This is a genomic window from Pseudothauera nasutitermitis (genome assembly GCF_004801295.1).
Classification (GTDB): domain Bacteria; phylum Pseudomonadota; class Gammaproteobacteria; order Burkholderiales; family Rhodocyclaceae; genus Pseudothauera; species Pseudothauera nasutitermitis.
Map to the genome: position 1 here is coordinate 837,923 of NZ_SSOC01000001.1, position 17,666 is coordinate 855,588.

Sequence of the window (17,666 nt, forward strand, 5' to 3'; positions counted from 1 at the left end):
GTGGGCCGTGATTCTCTTTCTCGCCGACGGCAAGCAGATTCGCGGCGACCTCATCAAGTCCGCCGTGCTGCGCTCCGACCTGGCGCCGGTGCCGATGACGCTGGAGGCGGACATCCGGGCCGGTGACGCCGGCCTCGACAAGCTGCTGGCCGAGGGCCAGAAGCTCTCCATCAGCAGCGGCGACGCGCTGCACATCGTCAAGTCCGTGCGCGTGGCCGAGCGCAGCACCCAGGGCACGCGCGAGATGGCGGGCTTCCGCATCACGGCGCTGCTGGAATCCTGCCTCGGCGTCGCCTACGTGCGAAGCCGCGCCATCATCAAGGAAAGCGCCGCCCTGTCGGCGATCTACAAGGCCGCCGGCGCAACCATCAAGGCGGTGGATGCCGATTTTCCCGTACCGCGCTTCTACTGCCCTGTGGGCGAGACGCCGACCTTCCACGTCGCCCGCGTGCTGCAAGAGGAAGGCGGCGTGGTGCGCTGGAAGGCCGGCCGGCTCCAGTTCGTCCGGTTGCCCGACCTATTCAAGCAGGCGCCCGTGAAGACGCTGCCCGACAACGCATCGGACGACGTGGATGGCGGCTTTCTGGAGCGCCACGAGGTGCCCTGGTTCTTCTCTCTGGACGCGAACGGCGCCGCCGTGTTCGGCAACCGCGAGAAGCCGCGCACGGTGCGCTACGCCCCGTTCAAGGATGCCCAGCGCCTGCGCAACATGACGCGCTGCCTGGTGCATCGCAAGACGGTTCGCATCGACTACGACGGCCGCATCGGCGCGGGCGACCTGATCGCCTTCGCCGGCGGCGAAAAGCTGGTGGTCGTCACAGCCGCGCACGCCTTCGGCAGCGGCACGGACGACGGCGGCGCCAGCGACACCTACACCCGGCTCTGGCTGGGCGCGCTGGAGGAATGATGGACTACGGCCTCATGCCCGGCCGCTACCCGGCCATCGTGCGCAGTTACAACCAGGCCCGGCGGACGTGCCGCGTCGAGATTCCCGGCCTGACCGACGGCGCCGACGTGCTGCCCGAGGCGGAAATCGAGTACCCCATCGGCGACAAGTCGCGCGCGGGCGCGAACACCACCGAAATCGAGATGCTGGCCGGCGATACCGTCTGGGTTGCGTTCCTTGCTGGCGACCCGCGCTACCCCATCATCACCGGCTACCGGAACCCCCAGGCGGGCAACTCGGCGGACTGGCGGCGCTGGCACCACCCGAATATGGAGCTGCTGGCCGACGGAACCATGCGCCTGGCTGTCGGCCCGTCGGAAATCGTGCTGACGCCTGACGGCATCGCCATCCGTGGCCCGCGCATCGACCTGAATTGACATGCCCCTGACCTGGACGCCCGACCCGGCTACCGTGCCCTGGCATGACGTGCAGGCCGATGAGGTTTGGACGGAAGGCCCGATCACGGCCGCTGATGCCGAGGCGCTGCTGACGGTGACGGGGTATAGCTGCGAAGTCGTCGGGCCGGAGCCGCTGCCGGGCCTGCTCGTCCAGGCCGACGCCGCCGGCGTCACCGCGTCGGCGCCGAAAGCTCTGGCCGGCGTATTCCCGCCGCTGGACATCGAGTACCAGATCAAGGGTGTCACCGGGCATTGCGCGGCGTTCGACGAGCTGCCGGACGAGGCCGACGAGGTAATCCGGTTCGTGCCGAACCCGGCCAACACGAAAGACTGGACGCTGCGCGTGACGGCGCATTGCGCCGATGCCCTGACCGGGGCGACCCAGGATTTCACCGCCGACTTCATCCTGCGCGTCTGGGCCAACTTCGACCCTGGCCGCGACGCACTCAAGGAGGCCGTCAATGCCCGCCGTCGCTAGATTCGGGGATACCTGCACGGGCCACGGCTGTTTCCCGTCGCGGGCCAACGACCAGGCTTCCGAGGACGTGTTCGTGAATGGTCTGGGCGCGCACCGCCAGGGCGATCACTGGCAGTCCCATTGCTGCGGCCCGACGTGCCACGACTCGGCCCTGGCCGCAGGCTCGGGCACTGTGTTCGTGAATGGGAAGCCTCTCGGCCGCATCGGGGACTCGGTGGCGTGCGGCAGCGCCGTTGCCAGTGGCTCGGGTACGGTGTTCGCCGGCGGCTGACGGAAAACCCGCCGCGCTCGCGCGTCTGCCGGGTTCCACAATGCAGGCAGTTAGATCGCCCTGGGAAAGACGCCACCATGAAGAACCTGCTTTTCAGCTTTGAAGACCTGTCGGCCAAGGACAAGGCGGCCAAGCAGGCCGCCCGCTACTTCTCGCGCGCCGGCGCGAATGTCGTCCAGCAGGATGTGCCCACGGCGGTGAAGCGGTCTTCGGGCATCACCTACCGGGAAATGACGCTGACCTTCGCCGACTCGCAGCAGGTCGTGCTGCGCATCAAGCAGTCGGGCGACATCTTCCAGGTGTTGCTCAACGGCAAGGTGCTCCCGATCAAGAACCAGGACGACCATGTGAAGGCCATCGCCGAAATCGTGCAGGCGATGGATGCGGGCCGCTCCCGCTTCCAGAAGCTGCTGGCCGCCGCCCAGGTGCGCCCGCCGGCGGGCATCCGCACCGCCGCGCCGAAGATGGAACAGGTGCTCACCGAGAAGCGCGACGCCTTGAAGGCCACCATCGCCGAGGTGCGCAGCCAGATCGAGGCCATCAAGGGCACCGCTGCACCGGCGGCCGCCTGATGACGCCTGCCGAAATCGTCGCGCGCCTGCGCGCCGTGGCCGCCGACATGGAATCCCTGGGCGCGGCGATGGACTACTTCGGCGGCTTCGACGGGCGCATGACGCAACATGGCCGCGAGATGGTTGGGGCGGCCGGCATCGCCCGCGAGTGGGCCGATGAGATAGAGGCCGAAGCGCCGCTCCAGTAGGGCGGAAAACGCCCCGATTTCCGCTCCAGGCCGGGCCATACCATGCCCTGCATGAGCGATTCCACGTTTCTCCACATCGAGAATGCCGCGCACGGCGGGGCCTTCGGGAACAACACGATTCCCGAACCCACCGAGGCGCAGTGCATCGCCGGCAACTACAAGGTGGGCCGGGCCAATCTCTACGGCCTGTCCATCGCCATCGAGCAGCCGCGAGGCAGCTATCGCACGGGCATTGACGCCAAGACCGGCAAGCGGTGGGCAAGCCGCATGGCAGCCCACTACGGCTACATCAGCGGCACGAAGGGCGCCGACGACGACGCCGTGGATTGTTTCATCGGCTTCTACCCGCAAAGCGAGACGGCCTACGTCATCAATCAGAACGTGGGCGGCCGCTTCGACGAGCACAAGGTAATGCTCGCCTTCCCCGACGAGGACACGGCCCGCCGGGCCTACCTGGACAGCTACGAGCGCGGCTGGAATGGCCTCGCCAGCCTGGTGCCGGCCTCGATTTCTCAACTCAAGTGGTGGCTCAAGAACGGCGACCTGCGCCGCCCGCTCCGCGCCGACAACCTCCCTCATGAAGGACTGGAAACCATGACCCGAAAAGTTCAGTGGAACAGCGACGCGCTGCCCTACGACAACACCCTCGATCACGTCCTGTACGAAATCCGCTGCGCGGACGCCGGCGAGGGCCTGCTGATGGATGCCGTGACGGCCCAGGAAATCACCGAGGATGCCGAGGGCCTGCTGGCCTTCGACGCGCTGGTGTCGCCCTATGCGAAGCTGGAGCGCAAGATGGAGCTGCTGCGCGGCGTCATGGAGCGCACCGGGGACAAGGTGAAGCCCGTCGCCATGCAGATCACGGAGCCGTTCAAGCAGCGCGGCGTCGCCAACGTGGCGGCCATCTTCGAGCTGTCCGACGGCCAGACCGTCTCCATCTTCTTCCACAACCCGGACGTGACGCCCGGCAAGATGGCGCCCACCGACGAGGTGATTTCGTGGAAGTGGTTGCTCAACAAGAAGGACATCACCATCGTGGTGGCGCCCGAGCGCGGCGCCGACCTCAACGTGCGCGAAGTCGCGCGCCGCATCATGCGTCTGGCCGAGAAGAACAGCCCGGCCTTCCAGCGGCTCAACGCGAAGCGCGCCGAGCGGATGGGCGCCATCCAGTCCCTGAAGGATGAAATCACCGGCCTGGAGGCCGAACTGTCCGCCGCCCAGCATGAGCTGGAGGTGGCGAAGGTGGATGCCGAGGACGCCCAGAACAAGAAGAACCGCGACTACGCCGACGCAGTGCAGCAGGTCAGCACGTCGCAGGACGCCTATCTGCGCGCCACCGAGAACGGCGGCACCGACCCCAAGACCGGGCAGACCAAGGAGGCCCTGGCCGCCCAGATCGACCGTCAATCTGCCGAGGCGCAGCGCCTGCGCGACATCGCCAACGGCGTGACGCCGGCGGAACCGCCCGCGCCGCACTATTCGGCGCAGACCTTGAAGGCTCTGGTCGATTCCTACGGATGGGAAGGCGCGGGCCATGACAGCGTGGTCAAGGCGTTCCCTGGTGTCGGCCCGCTGGGCGGCCAGATGGTTCCCGACGGCACGCGGAAGATTTATGCCGGCTACCGCTTCGACGAGCGCAAGCGGTACATTGCGGCGATCTTCGGCGACGACCAGCTTTTCGACATCGACGGCCGCGACCGCGAGCCGGCCGACGTGGCGCGGGAGCTGAACGAGCGCGTCGAAGCGTGGGTGGCGGAGCGCCAAGCCAGCAACGGCTACGCGAAGCCGACCCCGGCTGCTGCGCCTGCCGCCGACGCGCCCGACCTGACCTACCGCCGCAGCGCCGACGGGCTTTTCACCACGTTCCTGCCGAACACCCCGGAGGGTGAAAAGGCGTGGCGCACCATGAACGCCACCCAGGGCAGCGAGGGCGGCAAGATTCTGGCAGCCCACACCGAGGCCGTTATCCAGCAAATCCGCGACGCCGGCTACACCGTGGCCGAGGACGCCAGCGGCCCGACCACGGCCGAGGAAGCCGACGCGCTGCTGGCCGCGCTGGAGGCGCCGCCGCAACCCGACGAGCAGGCCCTGATCGACGCCTATTTCAAGTCGTGGGGCGAGGAAGCGGCGCAGATCAACGCCGCCGTGGCTGCGATCAACTGGGAGGGCATCACCGACACGGCCAGCGCCGCCGCCGAAATGCAGAAGCTGCGCGATGCGGCGAACAGCGACCGCCCCATCGTGAAGGCCCGCGACGCCCTGGAGGCCATTGGCATCAAGTCCTGGGACGACCGCCTGGCGAGCGTCACCGACAGCCCCGGATTCAAGGCCCAGGGCGACGCGATGGACGCCTATCGCGCGGCCACGGACAAGATTCAGGCCGTCGCCAAGGAAAAGCTGATCGAGGCCGGCAAGGCCGAGCTGGCGGCGCTGCCCGAGGGCGCCCCGCTGGCGGATGTGGCGCGCGCCGTGTTCCGCAAGCACGGTATCGACATCGGCCAGCGCGGCGAGGGCTGGGTGGCCCGTGTCGCGCAGCAGGTCGAGGCCAAGGACGCCGACGGCCTGCGCGAAATCCTGGCCGGCGTAGGCAGCGACAGCAACAAGGCCAGCATGGAGGTGTTCGAGCGCGCCACCGGCGTGAAGCTGGCGAAGACCCAGCGCGAGCGCGGCCGGCAGATCGACGAGTGGGCAGGCATCACCCCGGAGAAGCGCGCCGAGCTGGAGGCCGCCAAGGACGCGGCCTGGCTGGCGCGCGAGCGCGAGCGCAAAGTCAAGGAGTCCTGGGATGCCCTGAAGGCCATGAACGTGCGCAACAACGGCACCGGGGTCGTTTCGGACGGCCAGCAGTACCTGCTGGGTCAGGTGGCCGGAGGTTACGACACGGTGGGTTCATTCAAGCGCGGCGCGGCAACGGTCTATGGCCTGGAAAAGGGCACTGACCTGGTGTTCGTGAACAACCGCACCTTCACCAACTTCCTGAAGTCTGCCATCGCCTTCGGCAGCCTGCGCCAGGCCCTGGAACTGGTGGGCGCGGTCGAGCCCGAAGCCGCCGAAGCCCAGGGCGGCACCGAGCAGATCGCGGCCGTCGATGCGGCCTACAAGTTCGAGAGCGCGACCGACAGCTTCAAGCTGTGGCTGCACGAATCCCTGGACAAGGCCGACTACTCGCCCTTCGTCACCGCGAAGGCGATGGATGAGGCGGCGAAGCGCCACGGCGCGACCGTCGAATGGGGCAAGGCGCTGGCCGCTCTGGACGACGCCGGCCATGCTGTTGCCTCGCTGGAGGCCAGTCTGGCGGTGGTCGAGAACAATGCCCCGATCAACCGAGCCGAGGGCGACATCTTGCAGGCCGACCTCGAAACGGAGACGGCCAAGAGCATCCGCGAAGCCATTTCCACGCTGACCGAGGCCGACTACGCGCCCAGCGAGGAAGACATCGGCGGCACGTTCGAGGCCGAGGCCGTCGCGCTGGACAGCGCCAACGAACCGCCCGTCAAGGCTCTGCTGGCGTCGCTGCGGTCGTTCCTGGGCCAGCAGCAGGCCCTGGATGCGGTGCCGTCCCTGGATGGCACCGAGCACGTCGGCACGATCAAGCTGGCCGGCGAGGCCATCGGCCGCATCGACATTGCCGACGACGGCAAGGCGATGGTGTATGTCGGCGCCACCGGCGACGAGCGCGTGGTGTTCCCGTCGGGCACGCGGGCGATGTATTCGGACGACGACGCGGTGCTCATGGTCGATGCGCTGTTCTCCATGCGCGACGCCGCCGCGCCTGCGCCGGCCGTTCCCTACGCTGGCAGCGACCCGGACGCGCCCGGAATCTACAAGCGCGACGCCGGGTATCTGGCTGTGAAGCAGGCCGCCTCGCTTCTCGGGGTGGCCGTGCAGGACGCCGAGGTGGATGCAAACCTGGTCATCAACACCAGCATCGCCTACGGCGGCAAGAGCCTGAAGGTCGAGATTTCGCCCCACGGCTGGGTGAATGTCGGAAGCGAGCACGTCATGATTAACCCGAACGTCTCCACCGCGACCACGGCCGCCGACGGCCAGTCCATCGCCGATGCCGTCAAGGCGCAAACCGAGGCGGCGGCAGCCGAAGGCGGCCCCGCCGGCGGCCAGCCCGAACCCGGTGCCGGTGGCGACGATGCCGACCTGGTAGCCGCTGCCCTGGCTGCCGTGCAGTCGCGCGAACTGGCGCGGCTGAACGTCAAGGGCGGCCTGCCTTACTTCATGTTCCCCGTGGATGGCGATGAGGTCATCCTGTCCGACGAGTTGCGCGCGAAGGTCGAGGCCCAGCTTGGCGAGCCGCTGGTGGAGGCCGTTCTTGCTGGCCTGGAGGGGCAAACCACGCTGGTGCCGCAGTCCGCCGCGCCGACGGCTGCGCCGCCCGATACCCCGCCGGACGTGCCCGAGCTGATCGCGGCTGGCTTCCGTCGCGTGCTGAACAACGACTACGTGCGCGCGGTGCAGGCCGGCGACAAGAAGCTCCAGTTCAACGTCCGGGTGACTGAAGACGGGTTCATCGTGCGCCTGACCGTGGGCTTCAGTGGCGGCATCACGGGAGCGGCGACCGAGATTGGCCGGACGGCCGATGTTGGCGCAGCTATCGCCCTGGCGGATGCAGAGGCCGCCAAGCGCGGCGCCGGCGACGGCCAAGCCGACCCGCAGAAGGACGCCGACCGCGCCCTGTTCCAGTCCGTCATCGACGGCACGGTGGCCGACATCCTGGCGCCCGAGCTGGCCGACGACCTGGAGGCCGCCTACACGCGCAACCAGGGCGATGCCGAACTGGTGGCCCTGTTCGAGCAGGCCGTGGCCGCCTACCAGGCCGCCATGATGGCCGCCACCTCCAGCCTTGCGTAAGAAAGGGAAGATCATGCAGAACCGTATCTCCCTCGACGACGTGGCCGCCGGCGGCGCGCTCGCCCGCCTGAAGCTGGTGGGCGAGCTGGCCCGCATCAAGGCCGGGCTGAAGGACGCGGGCGAAGGCCCGTTGGCTGCCGTCAAGCGGCTGAAGCTGGTGGCGCGCGCGAACCAGATTCGCGTCGCGCTGGGCGCTGCCTCGCAGCCGAAGGCGGCCCCGCCGGCGGCCAGCCCGAACCCGGTGCCGGTGGCGACGATGCCCGAGCCGCCCTCGGGCGACGACGAGCCGGCGGCCCCGCGCAACCAGACCGCGCAGTATTACGAGTTCGACCCGAACCGCAAGCCGGCACAGCGCAAGAAGGACAACGCCGCCGCGATGGCGCTGCTGAAGCGCATCGACGCCGGCGAGGTCGATCCGGCCCGGCTGACCCCCGAGGAAAAGCTGGCGCTGGCGAAGTATTCCGGCACCGGCGGCGCGCTGATCGGGGCCGACGGCAAGAAGGGCAGCGCCTACGAGTATTACACCCCCAAGCCCATCGCCGAGGGTGTCTGGGACTTGATGTCCGAGCTGGGCTTCGCCGGCGGGAAGGTGCTCGACCCGTGCGCTGGCGTCGGCATCTTCGGCGCCACCGCGCCGCTGAACGCCGCCATCGACGCCGTGGAGCTGAACGAAACTTCGGGCCGCATCAATGGCCTGGTGAATGCCGGCCCCGGCTACACCGCCACCGTGGCGCCCTTCGAGCGTGTGGCCGCCGCCACGCCCGACGAGCAATACGATGCCGTCGTCACCAACGTGCCGTTCGGCGGTGTCGCAGATCGCGGTGGCAACCAACTGCTGGACGGGCGCTACCAGAAGGAGCCGCTGCAAAACTACTTCATCCTGCGCACGCTGGAGAAGCTGAAACCGGGCGGCCTGGCCGTGTTCATCACGCCGCCGCGCTGCGTCTCCGGCAAGGGTGGCAAGGAGGAAGAACTGCGCGTGAAGGCCAGCTACGTGGCCGAGTTCCTGGGCGCGTACCGCCTGCCGAACTCCGTGTTCGGCACGGCCAGCGCGGACACCATGACCGACGTGATCGCCTTCCGCAAGTATGGACGGGAGGCGCTGGACAAGATCGCCGAGCTGCGCGAGCAGTCGCCCAAGGCCCTGATCGACGCCAATGTGCAATGGCAGCCCTTCATCGAAGGGCGCTACTTCGACGGCGAAGGCAAGCGGTTCATCCTGGGCGAGTTCGTGCCGAAAGACCCGAACAAGTTCCGCGACGTTGATCGCGTGACGACCAGCCAGCCCATCGCCGAAATCGCGCGGATGCTGAAGAAGTTCCCCGGCTCGCGCGTGGATTGGGACATGCTGGGCACGGTCGAAACCACGCCCATCAGCTACCGAGACGGCGACACCATTACCCAGGCCGGCCAGACCCTGCAAATGCAGGAAGGCCGCTGGGTGCCGATGGCGCGCAGCGAGGACAGCGCCAGCATGGCCGAGCTGGTGGGCCGACTGACGACGCCCTACGCGGCCTTCGAGGGGCGCATCCAGTGGGCGGACGCGGAGCGGTGCGTCGATTACATGATCGAAACCTCCCAGTCGCTGGACATCCCCGACTGGCTGCGCGGCGCAATGGCCGAAATCCGGCGCCTGAAGGACGACGGCGAGCGCGGCCAGTTCTGGAACGCCGGCATCGTCGGCATGGCGGCCGCGCAGGTGCTGAACGAGCGCCTGGGCGAGGAAACCGGCGTGAACTTCGCCGAGGAATACCCGGCGCTCACCGACGCCATGCAGCGCGTCTCCACCACGGCGAAGAAGCGGCCGGCGGCGCTCGGGGGCAAGCTGCGTGATGGACTGGTGCTGATCGGCAACCACTACCAGAAGAAGACGGGGCTTTCCGCTGTCTGGCGCGGCGACGTGCAGCAGCAGGCCCCGACTGTCGAAATCACGGCCGACGCCAGTTTCGAGGGCCTGCGCTACAAGACGAAATCCGCATGGGTGAGCCTGGAGGACGCCAGGGGCATCTATGGCGAGGACTTCGACCCCTACGCCGACCCGGCCTGGTGCCTGTCGCCGGATGGCAAGAGCGTCACGCGCGCCGACGACTACTACGTGGGCAACTACGCCGAGTTCCTGCGGCGGGCGGACGCCGACATCGCCAGCGCGGCCAGCGACGGCATCCGGGCCAAGCTGCTGCGCCAGAAACTCGACGCCGGCGCGCGCATCGACAAGGTGGATGTGTCGAAGCTGACCTTCAACCTGTTCAGCCCGCACGTCACCCTGGAGGAAAAGGCCGAGTTCCTGCGCCGCTTCGTCCATCCGTCCGCCGCCGTCATCTACGACGAGCGCACGGGCGAGAAGCGCGTGGACATCGACGTGCCGGGCAGCAGCCTGACCGACCGCGAGAAGCTGCTGAACCGCATCGGCGACTACCTGAAGAACGGCACAATCACCCTGGGCGGGGTGAAGCTGGGCATGGACGACGCCAAGGCCCTGCAAGAGCTGCGCCGGATGGTGAATACCGCCAACGAGCAGTTCAATGGCTGGGTGCGCGGCAACCGCCCCATCGTGGCGCGCCTGGAGGCCGTGGCGGCCGACCCCGAGAAGCTGCGCTTCCGCCAGGTCGAGGACGAGGCGCCCATGCCCATCCCCGGCATGAACGACGGGCTGACGCTGCACGGCTATCAGAACTCCTACGTGCGCAAGACCAGCCGCGAGTTCGGCGGCATCAATGGCTTCGGCGTGGGCCTGGGCAAGACCTTCACGGCCCTGGCGGCCACCCAGTACGCCCAGAGCATCGGCGTCAAGTCCAAGACCTTCTTCGTGGTGCCCAACTCGGTGCTGTCGAACTGGCGCAAGGAGGCATCCCGCGCCTACGCGAGCACCGACGACTGCCTGTTCGTTGGCCTGCGCGTGGGCAAGGACGGCAAGGCCACCATCAGCTCCAGCAACTTCGACGCCGACCTCACGGCCGTCATGGAGAACCGGCACAGCAAGGTCTTCATGACGCTGGAAGCCTTCGAGCGCATCCGCCTGCGCGACGACACCATCAGCGCCTACGAGGCGTTCATGCGCCAGGCTGACGCCAGCTTTGCCGAGAGCATGGACAAGAAGGAAGACGAGCGGGCCAAGAGCAAGCAGGCTGGCCTGCTGTCGGTGCTGTCCGACAAGCGCGGCGGCGCGCCGTACCTGGAGGATATGGGCGTCGATAGCATCGTCTTCGACGAGGGCCACGTCTTCAAGAACTCCGCCCAGACGGTGGATTTCAAGGGCGCCAAGTTCCTGTCCCTGTCGCCGGCCTCGCGGCGCGGCATCGACGCCCAGGCCAAGGCGTGGTTCATCCGTGGCAAGTCCGACCTGAAGGACGGCGTGATGGTGCTGACCGCAACGCCCATCACCAACAGCCCGCTGGAGATTTACGCGATGCTGTCGCTGGCCGTCGGCCACGAGCGCGTGAACGACGTTTGCCTGGGCATCCGTGGCGCCGACGACTTCATGGAGATGATGTGCGCCAAGGAGAACCAGGACGACGTGACGATGGACGGCGTGGCGCGCACCACGGATGTCTTCGTGGGCCTGAACAACGTCGGCGTGCTGCGCAAGGCCATCGGCGAGGTGGCGACGATCAAGAGCGCCGAGGACGTGGGCGAACAGATCGTGGTGCCCGACCGCGAGGAAAAGGCCGCGCCGGTGACGCTGCCGACCGACGTGGTGGAGCGCCTGAAGCTCTACAAGAGCGCGTTCCGCTACGCCATCGACGAGATTTCGGAGAAGTCCCCGAACCGGGGCGACCCCGACGCCTACGCACAGGTGGCGCAGCACTTCGGCGAGGAACTGAACCTCATCGGGCACCCGTTCAACCTCATCAACAAGATGACGCTGCTGATCGCCGACCCGGAACTTGACCAGCGCGCCACCTTCTACAGCTACCTCCCGAGCCAGGCCGACAAGGCCAAGGCGGCCATCGAGCAGTTCAACGCCCGGAAGTTCGTGGAGGAACGGCCCCGGCCCGGCCCGATGACGGACGAGAAGGCCATTGTCGGCCACAAGACAGTGAAGGACTCCGGCGGCAACGAAACCGAGCTGCTGAAGATCGAGGTGCGCGCCAAGGCCATCGACGGCGGCCGCGTGGTGATCGACACCATCGACCCGGATGTGCAGAGCGCGTTCGAGGCCATCGCGGAGAAACTGGGGCTTGACCTGGACGTGTCCGTGCCGCCGAAGCTGGCGGCCATGCTCGAAAACTTCCAGCACGAGCAGGCCAGCCCGCGCGGCATCGACGCCGGCGGCCAGCGTTCGCCCATCGTCAAGCAGATCGTGTTCTGCGACATCCTGCCGCTGCACAACAAGATCAAGCGCCTGCTGACGCGCCGCGCCGGCGTGCCGGCGGCCGCCATCGCCATCATCACCGGCCGCACCAACAACACGCCCGACGAAATCCTGTCCGTGCAGGACGGATTCAACGGTGCCGGCGAGGACAACAAGTACCAGACCGTCATCGCCAACGAGAAGGCCGAGGTGGGCATAAACCTCCAGAAGGGAACCCAGGCTATCCACCACCTGACCATCGGCTGGACGCCGGACAGCCTGGAGCAGCGCAACGGGCGCGGCGTGCGCCAGGGCAACCTGACCGCGCGCGTGAGCCTCTACTACTACGACGCCGACGGCACTTTCGACACCAGCAAACGGGCGATGGTGAACAAGAAGGCCGATTGGATTGGGCAGGTCATGGATGTGAATGGCTCCGACAGCGTGGCCGTCACCGGCGGGCTGTCCAAGGAGCAGATGGAAGCCCTGATCGACGTGGTGGGCGACGCCGACGCCATGCGCCGGATGCAGGAAACCATCGCCGCCAAGGAGGCCGCCTCGCGCGCGTCAAGCAACCGCGACCGGCAGATGATTAACCTGGACACGATTCGCAAGCAAAACGCCTTCCTGAACGACAACCAGACGGCGGCCAGTTTCGTCATCCGCAAGATCATCGGCCTGTGGGGCCTGGAGAAGCAGGCCGAGAAGCTGCGCGACCGCATCAGCAACCCGAAGGCCACGGCCACCGCCGTCGCCAAGAACGAAAGCCTGCTGGCCGAGCTGATGGCGAGCGTCGGCGGCCTGCGCCGGCAGATCGAGCAGTCCGCTACCCTGTTCCGCACGGAATGGCGCGCCGGCGGTTCCACCTCGGAACCGGCAACCCTGGACAGCTTCTTTGCGGCCGTGCGCGGGGGCAAGAAGCAGAAGGACGATGACCTGGAATCCATGCTGCTGGGCCGGTCGTATCCGTCCTTCGGACTTCATGTCATCGAGGGCGGCCCCATCGGCAATGAGTGGCAGGCCGAGGTGGATATGGCCCAGTCCATGATCGACGAGGCCAAGACCGCGTTCGCGCGCCAGGCGGGGGAGTCCGGCGGCTACCCGGCCGGCGTGGCCGACGCCATCGCGCGCGGCGAGGGCATCATCTACAACGGCAAGCCGCTCATCAACGGCACCTTCGTGCGCGTGCCTGGCGGCCTGGCCGTGCTGAAGCTGGAAAGCGGCCGGCCCGGCGCCTTCGGCCGCAGCCTCGACGGATCGCCGCTGGCCGCAAACACCGCCGCCGTCATGGCTGGCGAGTGGTTCTACCTGGGCACGGCTGGTTACGACGCCTGCCTGACGGATGCGGCCCAGATCGAGGACACCATCAACGCCGCCGGCACGGTCGAAAACGGCTTCAACACGGTGGTGCCCGAGGTGGCGCAGCGCCGCAAGGTGGAGGCCCTGGCCGCCTACAGCGCCCACGATTACCGGCTGCCGCAGCCGTATTTCCCCTTCGTCGTCTCGCCTGCTGACGCGGATAAGTCCGAGGCGATGCGCCGCATCTTCGACGCCCAGAAGGCCGTCATCCGGTCGTTCGACGACGGGAAGTTCGTGGTGCCCAGCGACACGCCGGTGACGCGCCGCGCCAGCAACGAGGATTCCACCGCTCGGCATGACGCCCTGCGAGAGTTCGCCACGGCCAACGGCCTGAAGCTGACCGTGGCCGACCTCGACGACTTCGACCTCTGGGTGCAGAAGCAGATCGAAAAGACCGTCTCGCTGGACGACCTGAAGGCTGCGCTGACCGGCAGCACTGAGCCGGATGTGATGGAACAGGCTTCCGCGTTCATGCGCGCGGCCGCGCCGTGGTTCGATTGGCAGGACAAAGACCCGGCGAGCGACTACCTGCCGTATGGCTTCAAGGCGGCCATCTCCGCCGCCGTGCGCCAGGCCGTGGCCGGTGATGACCGGCCGGCCGGGCCTTCGCCGTCCGATGTGGTGGGTATCCGGGGCAACACCAAGGTGTGGAAGGAAACCATCAAGCGGTGCGCGAACATGGCTGGCTTCGGCAAATACAAATGGGACGGGGATGCCCTGGCGTGGAACGTGTACCGTTCCACCTGGGACTACCTCATCGCCAACTACCCCCAAGCGGGCGATCAGCTCGAACTGACCGCCGCGACCCGCTCCCTGTAAGGAAGGAAACATGGCCTACACCGAATACAAGTTCGACAAGGACGCCATCAAGGCCCTGGTGTCCGAGCGCGCGGCCGCGCTGCGCGCCAACCGGGGGTTCTCGAACCTGCTGGCCTTCGGCCTGGGCGTGGTGGCCGAGCGGCTGGGCAAAGACCCGCGCCGCTACCGCGACTACGGCCCGTACTGGTGGGCGCTGAAGGACGCCATGATCGCCGGCGGATACAGCCTGGGCAGCCAGACCGACCCGCTGGTGAAGAAGGCGTACCGGGGCGAGGGCGACGTGGAAACCCTCATCATGGCCGACGAGTTCCGCACGGCGTACCTGAAGGCGAACATGATCTACACCAACCAGTTCCTGCTGGACGCGGCCAGCCCGGACTTCTGGGTGCTGTACGACGCTGACATGGAGTTTCCGGCCGCGTAGCGCGGGCGCGCCCCATAGCGGAAAACTGCCCAGAGGGGGCCATATCGGGAAGCCTACCCTTCCCGTATGGCCGACACTCCCAACATCCCCGCTCCGACCAAGCCAGGCTTCCTGGCCCGATTCGGCTTGTCCCGCAAGCGATGGGCTTCCACGCACGTCGCGCCGGTCAAGGAAATCGACCAGTCCGACACCTACCTGTACGGTGCCGGCACCACGACCGTTGCTTCGCTGCTGGGTTCCGGCAGCCGGGGCGCGCGCTCGCGCCAGATCATCTACGAGAAGTGGATGCGGATGGAGGGCGACCCGATCATCTCCAGCGCGCTCCAGCTTCTGGTGACTTCGGCTCTGGGCGGACACGAAACCAGCGGCGACCTGGTGTTCGTTGAAAAAACGGCCGAGGCGAAGAAGGACAAGCGCCTCGCGGCCATCGCCGATGAAATCGGCTCCGACCTGGCGCCGCTGTTCAACCGCGTGGCGTTCCAGATGGCCTACACCGGCGCCGCCTACGGCGACTCCTACGCGCGTATCTACACCGACGCGCGCGGCGTGGTCGATCTTCACTCCGACGAGATGGTGCGCCCGCAACTGGTGCAGCCCTTCGAGCGCGGCAGCCGCACGATCGGGTTTGCCGTCTCCCTCGGGGAGCGCAACTTCGAGCGCCTGGACGTGTCGCAGCTCGCCCGGCTGAAGATGCCGCGCACGCAATGGATTCCGCAGTTCGGCGTGGTCGAGAAGTCCTTGAAGGGTGCGATCACCGAAAACGACATCGACAACCTGCCGATCATGCCCAGCATGGTGGGCGGTTCGCTGCTCTACAACGCAGAGGAACCCTACGACAACCTGACCGCCTCGCTGCTGGGCCTGGTGGGCCAGCGGTGGATGGACTCCATCGACGAGCAGATGGTGGCCGTCAATCTGGAGTCGATGACGCTGGAACAGCAGGAGCGGTTCGTCGAGTCGGTCAAGGGGATGCTGCTGGCGTCGAAGACCTACGCCGAACAGGCCGTCAAGCGCGGGCGCCCGATCATGGAGCGCATCCGGCACATCATCCCGGTCTTCAACGAGAAGCAACTGACCAACATCGGCCCCGGCAACGGCGGCCAGACCGGCCGGGCCGCGACCATCAGCATTGAGGACGTGCTGCTGCACGCCCGGCTGCTGTCCGGCGCGCTGGGCGTTGATCTTTCCATGCTGGGTTTCGCCGATCAGCTCTCGGGCGGCCTGGGCGAAGGCGGGTTCTTCCGCGTGTCGGCGCAGGCCGCCGAGCGCGCGCGCGTCATCCGCGTGGCCCTGGCCGAGTTCTTCAACCACGTCATCGACATCCACACCTACCGCCGCTACGGCATCGTGTTCAACGTCAAGGAGCGCCCCTGGGAAATCAACTTCTTCGGGTCGATTTCCGCCCTGGAGGCGGAGAAGCAGCGCACGCGCGCCGATTCGATGAACGGCGGGATGCTGCTGGTGCAGGCCATGCAAATGCTCAAGGAGATGGGCGCCAGCAAGGACATCATGACCGAGTTCCTCGTCAAGACGATGATGCTGGACGAAGACCAGGCGAAGCTGTACGCGGCCATCGTCGATGCCAAGCCGCAGGACGATAGCGGCGGCTTCGGTGGCGGTGGTGGCTTCGGCGGTGGTGGAAACGGCGGCGGGCTGGATCGCGTATGAGCCTCTACAACAACATCGCCGAAAGCCTGTCAAGTAGCGGGCTGCTGGGTTCCATCCGCTCGGGGCTGAATGCGGCCCTGGGCGGCGTGACGGACTCGGCCACCCAGGCCCTGGGCGGCGGCAAGCTGGCCCAGACCGTGGTGGGCATGGGCAAGAGCGCGGCCGTCAATGCCGGCATGAACGCCGTGAACAAGCACATCCCCATCCAGGCGCAGCGCGCGATCAACGTGGGCGCGGGCGCCGTGGGCGATCTCATGAACGGGGATTGGAACTCGGCGGGCCTGCGCGTGCTGGATTCCGGCCTGCTCAACGAGCTGCTGCCCGGCTTCGGTGGCGGCGTCGCCTCGCAGGTGGCGTACTGGGGCGCAGCCACGCCGCTGCTGGGCGGCATCAGCCCGAGCGAGGCCAAGCGCATCTACGACCAGGTGCGCGACGAACGCCTCGCCAAGAAAAACCTCTGGCTGCTGGAGGTGACGAGCCGGCTGGGCGGCGGGGGCATGAACATGCCCGACCGCTTCAACCTGTTCGCCACCGAGGTCGAGTACGCGCCCTTCATCGTCGCCGGGGACAAGCACCGCGTCGGCGGCGCGGTGATCGACGCGGTGCAGGGAGCGGAGCCGGTCGAGCTGCGCATGACGACGCTGGACGACCAGGCCGGCTCCCTGAAGAAGTGGTTTGCCGCGCACCACGGCGCCGCCACGCCGCGCGATGGCACCGTCGGCGTGCCCGACAGCTTCGCCATCACCATCCGCGTGGTGCATTCGTTCATCACGGCAGAGAGCAACCGGGGCGGATACGAGGACATCGGCCTGTTCCGCCCGGTCAATCTCGACGTGAGCCTTTCCCGCCGAGAGGACGGTTTGCAAGAGGTGCAGATGACGTTCTCGCAGCTCGACACCTTCATGAGGCCCTGATGGCGCTGAAACATGACGCACAGGGGTTCCTGGTAGGCGACCCCATCGACCTGAGCAAGGCGGTTGCCGACTGGGCCGCCATCCGCGACGACGTGCGCGCGATTCGCCAAGCGGTACTCGGCATCGAAAGCGCGCTGAACCGGGCCGCGCCCGAGGCGCGCGCCAGCGTGCCCGCGACGCCCGGCCGGGGCGCCGGCCTGGAGGAAGCCGACCCGACGGTCAAGGCGTTCAACGAGGTGGCCCAGCCGATGGCGCGGGACGCGCGCCAGGGCGCCGACACCTCGCGCGCACCGCAGAACCCGCAGGCCGTCCCCGCCCGCCAAGCCCTGACCGGGCAGCCGGCCCAGGCCGCGCGACGCGAGCGCCAGATTCCGGTGCTGCTGAGCGCGCCTGCCGTGCCGCAGACCGGCGGCGCCGGCGGCATTGCCGCCCGCCGCGACACCGAGAGCGCCGCCGCCGTCACCCGCGCCGTGGC

Annotated in this window: 12 protein-coding genes; all 12 read left to right on the top strand. The window is 67.7% G+C overall.

The genetic code is table 11. The annotated features are described in order from the left end of the window. The first annotated feature begins 7 nt into the window (after window positions 1-7). Entirely contained in the window at window positions 8-907 is a 900-nt protein-coding gene (locus tag E6C76_RS04055; RefSeq protein ID WP_136346940.1) for a hypothetical protein, read from the top strand. Beyond that, window positions 907-1,323: a hypothetical protein gene (locus E6C76_RS04060; protein ID WP_087778462.1), complete on the top strand. Its 417-nt coding sequence runs from the start codon at window positions 907-909 to the stop codon at window positions 1,321-1,323. The genes E6C76_RS04055 and E6C76_RS04060 overlap by 1 nt, the downstream gene beginning before the upstream one ends. Before the next feature lies 1 nt (window position 1,324). Then, a complete protein-coding gene (locus E6C76_RS04065) occupies window positions 1,325-1,822 on the top strand; it encodes a hypothetical protein (protein ID WP_136346941.1) in 498 nt (165 codons plus the stop codon). After that, entirely contained in the window at window positions 1,806-2,093 is a 288-nt protein-coding gene (locus E6C76_RS22680; protein ID WP_136346942.1) for a PAAR domain-containing protein, read from the top strand. Before E6C76_RS04065 ends, E6C76_RS22680 begins: the two co-directional genes overlap by 17 nt. Before the next feature lie 77 nt (window positions 2,094-2,170). After that, window positions 2,171-2,665, top strand: a complete 495-nt coding sequence (locus E6C76_RS04075; protein ID WP_136346943.1) for a defense against restriction DarA-related protein — start codon at window positions 2,171-2,173, stop codon at window positions 2,663-2,665. Beyond that, entirely contained in the window at window positions 2,665-2,853 is a 189-nt protein-coding gene (locus E6C76_RS04080) for a hypothetical protein (protein ID WP_136346944.1), read from the top strand. The genes E6C76_RS04075 and E6C76_RS04080 overlap by 1 nt, the downstream gene beginning before the upstream one ends. 51 nt (window positions 2,854-2,904) lie before the next feature. Further along, window positions 2,905-7,716 (top strand): defense against restriction DarA-related protein, encoded by a 4,812-nt coding sequence (locus tag E6C76_RS04085; RefSeq protein WP_136346945.1) that lies wholly within the window; start codon window positions 2,905-2,907, stop codon window positions 7,714-7,716. Window positions 7,717-7,729: 13 nt separating this feature from the next. After that, entirely contained in the window at window positions 7,730-14,185 is a 6,456-nt protein-coding gene (locus tag E6C76_RS04090; RefSeq protein ID WP_136346946.1) for a hypothetical protein, read from the top strand. A 10-nt stretch (window positions 14,186-14,195) separates the two neighbouring features. After that, window positions 14,196-14,609 carry a hypothetical protein gene (locus E6C76_RS04095; protein ID WP_136346947.1) on the top strand — a complete coding sequence of 138 codons (414 nt, stop codon included), beginning with the start codon at window positions 14,196-14,198 and terminating at the stop codon, window positions 14,607-14,609. 126 nt (window positions 14,610-14,735) lie between these two features. Further along, window positions 14,736-16,277, top strand: coding sequence for a hypothetical protein (locus tag E6C76_RS04100; protein WP_211090096.1), 1,542 nt, complete (start codon window positions 14,736-14,738; stop codon window positions 16,275-16,277). Then, complete coding sequence (locus E6C76_RS04105) at window positions 16,274-17,191, top strand: hypothetical protein (protein ID WP_136346948.1); 918 nt, start codon at window positions 16,274-16,276, stop codon at window positions 17,189-17,191. Before E6C76_RS04100 ends, E6C76_RS04105 begins: the two co-directional genes overlap by 4 nt. Beyond that, window positions 17,191-17,666: hypothetical protein (locus tag E6C76_RS04110; protein ID WP_211090097.1), on the top strand; the 476-nt coding region annotated here is incomplete at its 3' end. The genes E6C76_RS04105 and E6C76_RS04110, both read left to right, overlap by 1 nt.

Bases quoted from the DNA above. Each gene is read 5' to 3' on its own strand.
- E6C76_RS04080 (WP_136346944.1), top strand. From the start codon at position 2,665: ATGACGCCTGCCGAAATCGTCGCGCGCCTGCGCGCCGTGGCCGCCGAC.
- E6C76_RS04095 (WP_136346947.1), top strand. From the start codon at position 14,196: ATGGCCTACACCGAATACAAGTTCGACAAGGACGCCATCAAGGCCCTG.
- E6C76_RS04075 (WP_136346943.1), top strand. From the start codon at position 2,171: ATGAAGAACCTGCTTTTCAGCTTTGAAGACCTGTCGGCCAAGGACAAG.
- E6C76_RS04065 (WP_136346941.1), top strand. From the start codon at position 1,325: ATGCCCCTGACCTGGACGCCCGACCCGGCTACCGTGCCCTGGCATGAC.
- E6C76_RS04085 (WP_136346945.1), top strand. From the start codon at position 2,905: ATGAGCGATTCCACGTTTCTCCACATCGAGAATGCCGCGCACGGCGGG.
- E6C76_RS04105 (WP_136346948.1), top strand. From the start codon at position 16,274: ATGAGCCTCTACAACAACATCGCCGAAAGCCTGTCAAGTAGCGGGCTG.
- E6C76_RS04090 (WP_136346946.1), top strand. From the start codon at position 7,730: ATGCAGAACCGTATCTCCCTCGACGACGTGGCCGCCGGCGGCGCGCTC.
- E6C76_RS04060 (WP_087778462.1), top strand. From the start codon at position 907: ATGGACTACGGCCTCATGCCCGGCCGCTACCCGGCCATCGTGCGCAGT.
- E6C76_RS22680 (WP_136346942.1), top strand. From the start codon at position 1,806: ATGCCCGCCGTCGCTAGATTCGGGGATACCTGCACGGGCCACGGCTGT.